We start from the raw sequence: 12,286 nt of genomic DNA on the forward strand, positions 1-12,286 counted from the left end.
CAGGCGTAGGATATGGATCCGTGCGCCCCATCACCCAGTCCAGCAAGCTCGCGGGCACGGGCGCGACGGCAACGCGTCGCGTTGGCGTAGCCCGTGGAGCCGCACGCGGCGGCTGTGCGAGGCGAGGAGGCAGATGAGACCCATCACCCAGTCCAGCAAGCTCGCGGGAGTCCGGTACGACGTGCGGGGGCCCATCCTGCAGGAGGCGGAGCGGCTCGAACGCGAGGGCCACGAGATCCTGAAGCTGAACATCGGCAATCCCGCCCCGTTCGGCTTCGAGGCGCCTCCCGAGATCGTGGAGGAACTGCGGCGGATCCTGCCGAAGGCACAGGGATACAGCGACTCGCGCGGCGTGCTGCCGGCGCGCGAGGCGGTGGCGCGGCACTACGACGGGGTCGGCGTCGCGGCGGTCGGACCCGACGACGTGTATCTGGGCAACGGGGTGAGCGAGCTGATCTCGCTCGTGCTGCAGGCCCTCATCAGCCCCGGCGACGAGGTGCTCGTGCCCGCCCCCGACTATCCGCTGTGGACGGCGCAGGTGACCCTCTCGGGCGGCCTGGCCGTGCACTACCCGTGCGACGAGTCGGACGGGTGGATGCCCGACCTCGCGGCGATCGAGGAGCTGATCACCCCGGCGACCCGCGGGATCGTGCTCATCAACCCGAACAATCCGACCGGCGCCGTCTACTCCGCGGAGCTGGTGCGCGGCTTCGCCGCTCTGGCCGAGCGCCACGGGCTCGTGCTCATGGCCGACGAGATCTACGACCGCATCCTCTACGACGGCGCCGAGCACGAGTACGCCGCGCGTCACGTCGCCGGCACCCTCTGCCTGACCTTCGGCGGCCTGTCGAAGGCGCAGCGCGTCGCCGGCTATCGGGCGGGCTGGGTGCTCGCCTCGGGGGACCGTGCGCTCGCCGCCGACTTCCTCGAGGGGCTCACGCTGCTCGCCAACATGCGGATGTGCGCGAACGTTCCCGCGCAGCACGCGGTCGCGGTCGCGCTGTCGGCGGAGTCGTCGATCGAGGCGCTGTGCGCCCCGGGGGGCCGTCTGCGGGAGCAGCGCGACATCGGTCATCGTCTGCTCACGGAGATCCCCGGCGTCGATTGCGCGCTCCCGGGCGGCGCGATGTACCTGTTCCCGCGGCTCGACCCCGAGCGCTATCCGATCCACGACGATCAGCGCTTCGTCATCGAACTGCTGCGGGCGACGCGGGTGCTGGTGACCAACGGCCGCGGCTTCAACCTGCCGACGCCGGACCATCTGCGTTTCGTCACCCTGCCCGAGGCGCCGGTGCTGCGCGAGGCGATCGGACGCATCGCCGAGTATCTCGACGGGGTGCGGGTGCCGTGAGCAAGCCGAGCTGCGCAAGGGGGCAGTTGTGGTCGTTACGGGCGCTGAGAACGACCACAACTGCCCCCTTGGGCGAGAGGCAGCGACGAAGGGGGAGGATGCCGTGACCATCCGCATCCTCGCGGTCGGCAAGAAGCACGAGAGTTGGGTCGCCGAGGGCATCGACCGCTATGAGAGGCGACTCCGCAAGCCCTTCGACGCGGCGTGGTCGCTCCTGCCGCACTCCTCCCGCGAGGGGGATGCGGCGCGGGCCGAGGAGTCCGAGCGCATCCTCGGCCGACTGGATCGCGGGGCGTTCGCGGTGCTGCTCGACGAGCGCGGACGCAACGTCGACTCGCCCGGGCTCGCGCGCGCGCTGCGGGAACCGCTCGATGCGGGGCGCACGGTGGCGCTCGTGATCGGCGGGGCGTACGGGGTGGACGACCGCGTGCGCGACCGCGCCGACTTCGTGTGGAGCCTGTCCAAGCTCGTGTTCCCGCACCAGCTGGTGCGCCTGATCCTCGCGGAGCAGCTGTACCGCGCGCAGGAGATCCACGCCGGACGCCCCTATCATCACTCCTGAGACGCGCTCCTGCGGGCGGGCGATCGGCGCACGGCGCCGGTCTTCCGGTAGAGCCGCGACACGTGGCCCTCGACCGTGCGCAGCGACAGGCGCAGGCGGGCGGCGATCTCGTCGTTCGAGAGCCCGGCCGCGATCAGATCCGAGACCTCGCGCTCGCGCCTGGTGAGCGCGGGCTGCGCCGGCCCGGAGAGGCGCAGCAGGGGGTGGCCGGGAAGCGGCTGCTCCTCGGCGTAGGCGCGGCAGTGGCCGATGGCCCGCCTCCGCAGCGCGGCGGGTGCGCCGGCGACGTTCGCCGCGGCGGCGGCGGCCTCGGCGGACCAGAGCCGGAGCCCGGCCTGCGCCAGCCGCTCGGCGACGGACCACAGCGCCAGGGCGTCGTCGGCGAGCAGCGCCCGCGCGTGATCCGCGCTCATGCGGTGCAGTTCGCCGTCGAGCCGGTCGGAGATGCGCAGCAGCGCCCGCGCCGACCGTCGTCTCCCGAAGCGCACGCCGGTGCGGAGCACGTCCGCGGCGGAGCCGAACCCGCCCGCCGCCGCGTGGCGCTCCGACGCCCGAGCGATGCTCGACGAGGCCTCTGCGGCGCCGAGCAGCAGCATCGCCGACGCGACGTGCGCCTCCGAGGAGCCGTCGACCAGGCCGCTCGCGCGAGACGGCGTCCGCCGGAACCTCGAGAGGAGCGCCGATGCGCGATCCCGTTCCCCGAGCAGCGCGGCCGTCTCGGCGAGGATCGCGACCACCGCGGCGCCGACGCCGGAGGGATCGAGGTACTCGGAGGTGGCGAGCGCGCGCTCGGCGAGGCGGTGCGCATCGCGGATGTCGCCCCGCAGGTACTGCCAGGTCGAGCGGGCGTGGAAGTACGTGACGAGGTCGGGGCGGTAGGCGCCGTCGCGCGCGTCGTCGAACTGCCGGCCGAGGCCCGGGAACCGTTCCGGCCCGTCGCTGCTGAGCGCCGCCACCACGTAGGCGGTGCGCATCTCCTCCTCCGCCCACGGCTCGAGCCGGAGGGTGAGCGTGCTCCTCGCCGCCGTGACCATCATGCTGCGCAGTGCGCGGCGCGGCCGCCCCTGCTGCACCAGCATCAGGGGCTCGTGAGCGCGTACCCGGGCCCGCAGGCCGGGCGCGATCCGGCGCAGCAGCGCACGGCCGGCATCGAGCGCCTCCCGGGCTTCGCGGGGCCGGGCCGCGAAGCAGAGATGGATGATCCGATGCGCGAGCAGTTCTCCTCGGAGCGATCTGGCCTCCGGCCAGAGGTCGCGGTCGAGCTGCCGATCCGTCTCGGCGAGCACGGCGAGGGCGGCGTCGGGCTCTCCGTCGGAGTAGTGCAGCAGTTCGGCCCTGAGCACGGCGGTCCGGCAGCCGACCCGTGCGGCCGCGGGATCGTCGGTCCCGCCGCGCTCATCCCGAGCGGCGTCCAGCGCCTCGTCGGCGTCGTCGAGATGGGCGCGGGCCCGCTCGACGTCGGGCAGGAAGCGCGCCGCCATGGCCGCGTGGGCGTGGAGTCCCGCGGCCCGCGGCCCGCCGACGCCCCGCTGCGACAGCGCCGTCTCCGCGATCGAGATCGCCTCGGCCCAGTCGTGGTTCGCGAGCGCGGCCGAGATCGCGGCCTCCACGCGCTCGGACGGCACGGCGATGCCGCGCCCCAGGCTCCAGCGGATCGCCGCCGCGGTGGGGCGCTCGGAGCCCAGTGAACGTGCGTGGACCTGCGAGGCGACCGGTTCCGGGCAGAGGGCCCCGACCGTCTCGGCGATGACGGGCGCCCGGAACCCGAGCCCGCCGGACCCGACCGTTCCGATCAGGCCCTCGCGTCTCAGCGGTCCGAGCGCGTCGAGCGCGGGAGCCGTCAGCTCGGACTCGGCGACCGGCTGGGCGAGCGCGAGACGGAAGGCCGCGTCTCGCTGCTCCGGTGCGGCCGCGGCGAGACGGCTCCGCACATGCGGCTCGACGATGGCCCGGAGATCCCGGTCGAGCAGCTGCCAGACCCCGTCGTAGGAGTCGAGCACCCCGGCGCTCCTGGCCTCTCCGACGAGCCAGGCGAGCGTGGCGGGGACGAAGCCGCCGGCGACGCCGAGCGTGCGCGCCGTCGCCAGGTCGACGGGTCCACCGAGCCGGGACTCGAGGTAGTCGTGCAGTTCGGACAGCGAGAGCGCGCCGATGGTCAGGACGATCGGGGTGCGCGGACCGTCCGCCGCCAGCCAGTCGGGCAGGGCGTCCGCGGTGGTCCCCGCCACGAGCAGCAGGCGCGGCTCCGGGGAGGAGGGGGGAGTCCCCGGTACGTCGGAGACGGAGAGGCACCACTGCAGCGGAGCGCTCGCGTGCCACTCGCCGCGCAGGCGCGCGCGGTCGCCGCGGAGCCGGGGCACGATGCCCCGTGCGAGCGTGCTCGCCGCACCGTCCCCCGGTTCGCCGAGCAGGAGCGCGCAGCGGAAGCGGGGCGGGTCCGCGTCGAGCACCCGCTGCAGCTGCGGGATCGCGGCGTCCTCGACGGTGCGCCGTGCATACACCCCGGACCCCGCTCCCATACCCCGACCCTACCCGCAGCTCGGTTTCGCGAGAAGAATCGGGTGTTCTGCACGCTATCCCGCGCGCGCTCGACCCGCTGGAATGGCCCGGTAGGGGAGAGGGCGCAGTTCCGGCCGAGGGCCGGGCGCGCCGAGAGGGAGAGTCATGATGTCTGATCGAACGATGGATCGCACGACCGCTCGGAAGCGCGGCGCGAAGTCGCCGCGGGGCGTGCCCGGCGGCGGGCACGAGCGCGCGCGGCGGATCGCGTCCCGGGGCGTGCTCGCCCCGATGCTCGCGCTCGCGCTCGCCGCTACCGGCCTCGTCGCTGCCGCCTCGCCGGCGACCGCCGGCGAGGGCCAGACCGTGTTCACGGCCTCGCTCAGCACTCAGAACTGGACGGTGCCCGGCGGGGTCGACCGGGTGACCGTCGATCTCCAGGGCGCGGCCGGAGGGGACGGCGGCCGCGCCGGAGGGGCGGGGGGCCGCGGCGGCGTCGGCACCGTCGCTCTCGCGGTGTCGCCCGGGCAGCAGCTCTCGTTCAGCGTGGGCTACCGGGGCGCGCACGGCTCGAGCGACAAGGACGCCTACGGCACCGGCGGCGGCCCGTCCGCCGCGCGCGGCGGCAACGGGAACACCGGCGCGGGCGTGTTCCTCATCGGGGGCGAGGGCGGATCCGGCGCAGGGGGCGGCTCGGCCACCGTGGTCCGGCTTGACGGCGCGGTCGTCGCGGTCGCGGGCGGCGGCGGTGGCGGTGGCGGCCGAGGAGCCTTCGACGGCCATGGCGGCGCCGGCGGCGACGCCGGCGCCGGCGGAGGTAGCGGCGGCGGGTCGGGCACCGGCGGCGGCGGTGCGAGCGGTGCGACCGGCGAACTGCCCGGCTGGGGCGGCGGCAACGGCTCGAGCGGTTCGGGCGGCGGTGGCGGCGGTGGCGGCGGTGGCGGCCGCTACGGCGGCACGGGCGGTGGCGGCGGCGGCACCGGCGGTGGCGGCGGTGGCGGTGGCGGCGGCGGCCAGAACTACGTCGACACCCAGCTCGCCACCCTCGTCTCCGAGTGGAACGCGGGATCCTCGGCGGACGGACGCGTCGTGCTCAGCTGGGTCCAGACCTTCGGCTCCTCGACGGCGCTCGCCGCGCCGGCCCAGCTCGTGGTCGGAGAGGCGGCGCGCTACGACGTGGCGGTGACGAGCGACGCGGAGATCCTCTCCGGGGAGGTCGTGCTCGGCGCCGTCGAGCAGACGAGCGGCGAAACGGTTCAGCTCGGCACGCGTCCGCTGGCGGAGGGGGCGGCGACGATCCGGTCCGACGCGCTGCGCACTCCGGGGGTCTACACGCTGACGGCGCGGTTCGAGCCCGTCGCGGGCGGCGACGTCGTCGCCTCGCAGGCGACCTCGGAGCTTGTCGTCGTGAAGGGCGATACCGCCGTCCTGCTCGGCGCTCCGCTCGACCCGCCCGCCTACGGCGACGAGGTCGTGCTCAGCGCCACGGTCAGCGCTGCGGCACCGGCTCAGGGGGTTCCGACCGGGCTGGTGGGCTTCTACACCGCGGCCGGCCGCATCGGGGACCCGGTCGCGGTCGATGCCGAGGGCCGCGCGAGCATCGCCACCGCACGGCTGCCGGTGGGGGACCTGGTGCTGGAGGCCCGGTACGAGGGCGACCGCGGCTTCAACGCGGCGACGAGTCAGTCCGTCGCGCTGACGGTCAACCCCGGTGACGTCGAGGTCGATCTCGTATCCGAGTTCAATCCGGTGACGGTGGGCGAGGAGTCCGTCTTCGCCGTCAGGGTCGGGCCGACCCGCGCGGGGGCTCCCGCGCCGCAAGGACAGGTCCGGTTCCAGGCCGGCGGCGAGGATCTCGGCGACCCCGTCGTGCTCGACTCCCGCGGCCGGGCCGAGTTCGCTACCGACGGCCTCGAACCGGGCGTGCACCGCATCAGCGCGCACTACGAGGGCAGCGACAGCTATGCGCCGGCGCGCAGCGCCCGTCTCGAGCACGTCGTCAACCCGGGCGACGCGACCGTGCGGCTCTCCAGCCCCGTCAATCCCCGGCAGGCCGGTGAGGAGGTCGTCCTGCGGGTCGGCGTCGCGGCCGAGCGGCCCGCGACCGGGATCCCCGGCGGCCAGGTGCAGCTCCACATCAACGGCGCGGCGTTCGGGGGTCCGGTGGATCTCGACGCGCAGGGCACGGCCGAGGTGACCACCACGGCGCTGCCCGTCGGCGAGAACAGCGTGCTCGTCGCCTATCTCGGCGACGGGCGCTTCGATCCGGCCGCCTCGGCGCCGCTGATCCAGGTGATCGAGGCGCAGCCCCCCTCGGTCGTCCTGAGCGCCGACACGAAACGGCCCTTCAGGGGCGCCGACCTCACCCTGTCCGCGACGGTCTCCGTCCCCTCTGGGTCGCTGCCGGGGGGCGCCGTGACGTTCCTCGACCGGGGGCGTCCGATCGCCACCGTCCCGGTCGACTCCGGCGGGCGCGCCAAGCTGTCGACGGCGAAGCTCGCCACGGGCACCCATCAGCTCGGCGCCACCTACCGCGGCGACGCGGCGACCCGCCCGGGAACCTCGAACACCGTCACCGTCACCGTTCGCCCGCGCAATGTCAAGGTCACCGTCTACGCGACCCGAGTGGCCTCGTACGCGGGCCAGCCCTGGTACGTGCGGGCCCGCGTGGATGCGCGCGCCGCGGGTGCCGGAACCCCGCGCGGCAAGGTGCAGTTCACCAGCAACGGCAAGCGGATCGGAAAGCCGGTGCCGGTGTCGGACACCCGTCTCGGCAGTCGGATCCTGAAGGGGTTGAAGCCGGGCCGCTACCGGATCGTCGGCGAGTTCATCCCGGCGAAGAGCTCCGGCTTCGAGCGGTCGACCAGCAATCAGCTCGTGCACACGGTGCGCTCGGGCACGGCGAATGCGAGGGTCTCGCTGCGCTCCCATCGGCTCGCCAAGGGCGCCTACCGGTTCACGGTGCGGGTCGCTCCGAAGCGCGCCGGGCAGTCGACCGTGCGGGGACGGGTCGTCGTCGCGGTCGACGGCGCGGAGGTCGGGTCGGCTCGGGTGAGCAGGACGGGCGTGGCGCGGATCACCGTGCGCGGGCTGGAGCCGGGGCGCGCCGACGTGGTCACGGCCTATCAGGGGTCCAAGCCGATGAAACCCGCCAGCACCTCGCGCACCGTCAGGATCCGCTGACGGCAGCGGCCCTCGGGGGCGGGCGGCGACTCGGCGCCCGCCCCCGATCGCAGCGCCCCGAGCGATGTCGGAGGTCGGAGCTAGTCTCCGGGCATGAAACCTCTTCGACTGAGCTCCCGGGTGCTCGGGGCGGCGGCCGCGGCGGCACGCGGATCGCCGCGGGCCGGTTCGCTTGCGGCCGCGGATCGGGCGCATCCCGTGCCCTGGAGGGTGTCGCGACGCGGCACGGGCGGCGCGATCGAGTTCGAGCAGTGCGGTGACGGCCCGTTGCGCGCGGTGCGCCTGTCCCTGGCGGGCGGCGGGGTGCTCGGGCTCTCGCTCCCGCGCACCGTCCACCCGGGCGAGCGCCTGCGCGTGGTCCTGCGCGAGTTCGACGCGGCCTCTCCCGATGCGATGCTGGTGCTGCGCTGGTTCCAGCCCGACGGAACGGAGCTGCTGTGGCCGGTCGCGCTGTGAGGGGGCCGCCGCGGAGCGGACGGGCCTCTCGGGCGGGGCGGCGCGACACGCCGGGGGAACGGTGGGGATGAATTATTTTTTGCCGTGGTGACCCTGTGGATAACTTCTCGACGGCGGCGGAATCCCGCCGAAAGTTCTCCCCAGGGAAGTCAACCCCCTTGGTGAATCGGCGGTGGAAAACTACACTGGTGTAACTACATCATGTTGTGGTCGATCCCGGTGTGGTTCACTATATGTAGTGCCTCTGCCGGGGTGCGACAGTTTTCGACGAAGGGCTTGAATATGGCTACCACCGTGTACACCAAGCCGTCGTGCGTGCAGTGCAACGCGACCTACCGCGCGCTCGACAGCAAGGGCATCGAATACGACGTGATCGACCTGTCGGAGGATCCGACGGCGCTCGAGACCGTCAAGGAACTCGGCTACCTGCAGGCGCCGGTGGTCGTCACCGACGACGAGCACTGGTCGGGCTTCCGCCCCGATCGGATCTCGGCGCTCGCCGCTCGCCTCACCGACTAGTGCGCCGGTGGGCGCGATGGCGGACCTGGTCTACTTCTCCAGCGCGTCGGGCAACACGCACCGCTTCATCGAGAAGCTCGGCCGTCCCGCTCATCGCATCCCGCTGAGGGCGAAGGACGAGCCGCTCGTCGTGGAGGAGCCCTACGTGCTCGTCGTCCCCACCTACGGCGGCGGCCCCGAGACGAAGGCCGTTCCGAAGCAGGTGATCAGGTTCCTGAACGACGAGCGCAACCGCAGGCACATCCGCGGCGTGATCGCCGCGGGCAACACCAACTTCGGCGACGCGTACGGCATCGCGGGAGACATCATCGCCCGCAAGCTGGGCGTCCCGCATCTGTATCGCTTCGAACTCTTTGGCACACCGGACGACGTGAACGCCGTCCAAGAAGGATTGGAACAGTTTTGGTCCCTGCAACGCAAACGGCAACGAACACCGCGGTGATGGAGCCGGAGCACGCGCCGTCCCTCGCCTCGTCCAAGGTCAGCGACATGGACTACCACTCGCTGAACGCCATGCTCAACCTCTACGACGCGGACGGTCTGATCCAGTTCGACAAGGATCGCGAGGCGGCGCGGCAGTACTTCCTGCAGCACGTCAATCAGAACACGGTCTTCTTCCACAACTTCGAGGAGCGCATGCGCTTCCTCATCGACAACGACTACTACGAGAAGGAGCTGATCGACCGCTACTCGGTCGCCTTCATCGAGCAGCTCACGAACGAGGCCTATGCGCTGAAGTTCCGCTTCCCCACCTTCCTCGGCGCCTTCAAGTTCTTCACCTCCTACGCGCTGAAGACCTTCGACGGCAAGCGCTACCTCGAGCGCTTCGAGGACCGCGTCGTGATGGTGGCGCTCGGACTGGCCCAGGGCGACCAGGAGCTCGCGCGCGGGATCATGAACGAGATCATCTCGGGGCGCTTCCAGCCCGCCACCCCGACGTTCCTGAACCTCGGCAAGGCGCAGCGCGGCGAGCTCGTCTCGTGCTTCCTCCTGCGCATCGAGGACAACATGGAGTCGATCTCGCGCGGCATCAACTCCTCGCTGCAGCTCTCGAAGCGCGGCGGCGGCGTGGCGCTGCTGCTCTCGAACATCCGCGAAGCGGGTGCTCCGATCAAGAAGATCGAGAACCAGTCGTCGGGCATCATCCCCGTGATGAAGCTGCTCGAGGACAGCTTCAGCTACGCCAACCAGCTCGGCGCGCGCCAGGGCGCGGGCGCGGTCTACCTCAACGCGCACCACCCCGACATCATGCGCTTCCTCGACACCAAGCGCGAGAACGCGGACGAGAAGATCCGCATCAAGACGCTCTCGCTGGGCGTCGTGATCCCCGACATCACCTTCGAGCTGGCGAAGAAGAACGAGGACATGTACCTCTTCTCGCCCTACGACGTCGAGCGCGTCTACGGCGTGCCCTTCGGCGACATCTCCGTCAGCGAGAAGTACCACGAGATGGTCGACGACCCGCGCATCAAGAAGACCAAGATCAGCGCGCGCCACTTCTTCCAGACCATCGCCGAGCTGCAGTTCGAGTCCGGCTACCCCTACGTGGTCTTCGAGGACACGGTCAACCGCGCGAACCCGATCAAGGGGCGCATCAACATGTCGAACCTGTGCTCCGAGATCCTCCAGGTCAACACCCCGACCACCTACAACGAGGATCTCAGCTACGACCGGATCGGCAAGGACATCTCCTGCAATCTCGGGTCGATGAACATCGCCATGATGATGGACGGCGACGACTTCGGCGGCAGCGTCGAGCTCGCGATCCGCGCTCTCACCTCGGTCAGCGATCAGAGCCACATCTCCTCGGTGCGTTCGATCGAGGACGGCAACGACCAGTCGCACGCCATCGGGCTCGGCCAGATGAACCTGCACGGCTACCTCGCCCGCGAGCGGGTGCACTACGGCAGCGAAGAGGGCATCGACTTCACGAACATCTACTTCTACACGATCCTGTTCCACGCGCTCAGCGCCTCGAACCGGCTCGCCGTGGAGCGAGGCCGCGCCTTCGCGGGCTTCGAGGACTCCAAGTACGCCTCGGGCGAGTTCTTCGACACCTACACCGAGCGGGCGTGGGAGCCGGCGACCGAGCGGGTGCGTGCGCTGTTCGCCGAGGCCGGGGTCGAGATCCCCACGCAGGACGACTGGCGGGAGCTGAAGGCGCGCGTGCAGCGGGACGGCATCTACAACCAGAACCTGCAGGCCGTGCCGCCCACCGGCTCGATCTCCTACATCAACAACTCGACCAGCTCGATCCATCCGATCGCCTCCAAGATCGAGATCCGCAAGGAGGGCAAGCTGGGCCGCGTCTACTACCCGGCACCGTTCCTCACGAACGACAATCTCGAGTACTACGAGGACGCCTACGAGATCGGGCCCGAGAAGATCATCGACACCTACGCCGCGGCGACCCAGCACGTGGACCAGGGTCTGTCGCTCACCCTGTTCTTCAAGGACACGGCGAGCACGCGCGACATCAACCGCGCGCAGATCTACGCGTGGCGCAAGGGCATCAAGACGATCTACTACATCCGCCTGCGGCAGCTGGCGCTCGAAGGCACGGACATGTCCGAGTGCGTCAGCTGCATGCTGTGATGGCTCGGCAATCCGTGCCGGTTGTGTTCCCGTCATCCTGCGCGCAGTCGCAGGATCCATGATCCCGAAGTAGATACTGCGACTCCCTCCGGTCGCGCAGCATGACGAAATAAGAGGAAGCGATGAACTTCAAGCTGGGCCACGCGGTGCAGGCGATCAACTGGAACCGGATCGAGGACGAGAAGGATCTGGAGGTCTGGAACCGCCTCGTCAACAACTTCTGGCTGCCCGAGAAGGTGCCGCTCTCGAACGACGTGCAGTCGTGGGCGACGCTGACGCCGGACGAGCAACTCCTCACGATGCGCGTCTTCACCGGCCTCACCCTGCTCGACACGATCCAGGGCACGGTGGGCGCGGTGTCGCTGATCCCCGACGCGATCACCCCGCACGAGGAGGCGGTCTACACCAACATCGCCTTCATGGAGTCGGTGCACGCCAAGAGCTATTCCTCGATCTTCTCGACGCTGTGCTCGACGCAGGAGATCGACGACGCCTTCCGCTGGTCGGTGGAGAACCCGAACCTGCAGAAGAAGGCGAGCATCATCGTCGACTACTACGAGGGCGACGATCCGCTGAAGCGCAAGGTCGCCTCCACGCTGCTGGAGTCGTTCCTGTTCTACTCCGGCTTCTACCTGCCCATGTACTGGTCGAGCCACGCCAAGCTCACCAACACCGCCGATCTGATCCGTCTCATCATCCGCGATGAGGCCGTGCACGGCTACTACATCGGCTACAAGTTCCAGAAGGCGCTCGAGGACGCGAGCGAGCAGCGCCGCGAGGAGCTGAAGGACTACACCTTCTCGCTGCTCTACGACCTCTACGACAACGAGGTGCTCTACACGCAGGATCTCTACGATCCCGTGGGCCTGACCGAGGACGTCAAGAAGTTCCTGCACTACAACGCCAACAAGGCGCTGATGAACCTCGGCTACGAGGCGATGTTCCCGAAGGACATGACGGACGTGAACCCGGCGATCCTCTCGTCGCTCTCGCCCAACGCCGACGAGAACCACGACTTCTTCAGCGGCAGCGGCTCGAGCTACGTCATCGGCAAGGCCGTCGCCACCGAGGACGAGGACTGGGACTTCTGATTCCCGGAGCTAGCTGACGGGCCGTCGGGG

The 12,286-nt window shown here is 70.8% G+C and carries 9 protein-coding genes; 8 read left to right on the forward strand and 1 reads right to left on the reverse strand.

From position 1 onward, the window contains the following. Nucleotides 1-133: 133 nt before the first annotated feature. Both J4H92_RS00180 and rlmH read left to right on the forward strand, forming a co-directional pair. Entirely contained in the window at nt 134-1,351 is a 1,218-nt protein-coding gene (locus J4H92_RS00180; RefSeq protein WP_208095009.1) for a pyridoxal phosphate-dependent aminotransferase, read from the forward strand. A 103-nt stretch (nt 1,352-1,454) separates the two neighbouring features. Continuing rightward, nucleotides 1,455-1,913, forward strand: coding sequence for a 23S rRNA (pseudouridine(1915)-N(3))-methyltransferase RlmH (gene rlmH / locus J4H92_RS00185; protein ID WP_208095010.1), 459 nt, complete (start codon nt 1,455-1,457; stop codon nt 1,911-1,913). Here the strand turns inward: rlmH and J4H92_RS15180 are convergent. Next, entirely contained in the window at nt 1,904-4,432 is a 2,529-nt protein-coding gene (locus J4H92_RS15180; RefSeq protein ID WP_243751826.1) for a helix-turn-helix domain-containing protein, read from the reverse strand. The genes rlmH and J4H92_RS15180 overlap by 10 nt on opposite strands. Nucleotides 4,433-4,580: 148 nt before the next feature. Between J4H92_RS15180 and J4H92_RS15560 the strand changes: the two genes are divergently transcribed. The 6 genes from J4H92_RS15560 (at nt 4,581) to nrdF (ending at nt 12,256) form a co-directional block, all read left to right on the forward strand. Further along, nucleotides 4,581-7,595, forward strand: coding sequence for an Ig-like domain-containing protein (locus J4H92_RS15560; RefSeq protein WP_208095011.1), 3,015 nt, complete (start codon nt 4,581-4,583; stop codon nt 7,593-7,595). A gap of 93 nt (nt 7,596-7,688) precedes the next feature. Continuing rightward, the gene (locus tag J4H92_RS00200; RefSeq protein WP_208095012.1) at nt 7,689-8,051 is read left to right on the forward strand and encodes a hypothetical protein; all 363 of its coding nucleotides are present in this window, start codon (nt 7,689-7,691) and stop codon (nt 8,049-8,051) included. A 282-nt stretch (nt 8,052-8,333) separates the two neighbouring features. Next, the gene (nrdH, locus tag J4H92_RS00205; RefSeq protein WP_208095013.1) at nt 8,334-8,570 is read left to right on the forward strand and encodes a glutaredoxin-like protein NrdH; all 237 of its coding nucleotides are present in this window, start codon (nt 8,334-8,336) and stop codon (nt 8,568-8,570) included. Between the two features lie 16 nt (nt 8,571-8,586). Continuing rightward, nucleotides 8,587-9,012: a class Ib ribonucleoside-diphosphate reductase assembly flavoprotein NrdI gene (gene nrdI / locus J4H92_RS00210; RefSeq protein ID WP_208095109.1), complete on the forward strand. Its 426-nt coding sequence runs from the start codon at nt 8,587-8,589 to the stop codon at nt 9,010-9,012. Beyond that, nucleotides 9,012-11,165: a class 1b ribonucleoside-diphosphate reductase subunit alpha gene (nrdE, locus tag J4H92_RS00215; RefSeq protein ID WP_208095110.1), complete on the forward strand. Its 2,154-nt coding sequence runs from the start codon at nt 9,012-9,014 to the stop codon at nt 11,163-11,165. Before nrdI ends, nrdE begins: the two co-directional genes overlap by 1 nt. 122 nt (nt 11,166-11,287) lie before the next feature. After that, nucleotides 11,288-12,256, forward strand: a complete 969-nt coding sequence (gene nrdF, locus J4H92_RS00220; protein WP_208095014.1) for a class 1b ribonucleoside-diphosphate reductase subunit beta — start codon at nt 11,288-11,290, stop codon at nt 12,254-12,256. Nucleotides 12,257-12,286 lie beyond the last annotated feature (30 nt).

The sequence above is a fragment of the Leucobacter weissii genome (genome assembly GCF_017565745.1).
Taxonomy (GTDB): domain Bacteria; phylum Actinomycetota; class Actinomycetes; order Actinomycetales; family Microbacteriaceae; genus Leucobacter; species Leucobacter weissii.